We start from the raw sequence: 279 nt of genomic DNA, 5'->3' as shown, positions 1-279 counted from the left end.
CCTTTTTGTGAGGGCCGCCGTCGTTGTTGGGGTGCTTGGGGTGGGGCCGGGTTAGCCGACCAGCATGCTGCGAAGGTCCTTCAGAATCAGCTGGGCGCCTGTGGGGCCGAGCCCGAGGAACCAGACATCGTCATTAACCTGTTTCGCATGGCCGGCTTTGACCGCGCCGAGCTTGGGCCAGACAGCGCCTTCAACAACCGACTTTTCGCCGGTCGCTGCGGGGTCGCCGTAGCTGCTGTAGAAGATCCAGTCGGCGTCGCCTTGCTCGATGTTCTCGGC

General features: G+C 63.4%; 1 pseudogene. It reads right to left on the bottom strand.

The window, feature by feature from the left end:
- Positions 1-51: 51 nt before the first annotated feature.
- A pseudogene (locus ACPYOG_RS19440) lies at positions 52-279 on the bottom strand (ABC transporter substrate-binding protein); the annotation flags it as partial.

This window comes from Leifsonia sp. HAY1-4F (assembly GCF_056755275.1).
Note: the sequence above shows the minus strand (reverse complement) of the source record. Positions and strands in the feature narration are given on the sequence as shown.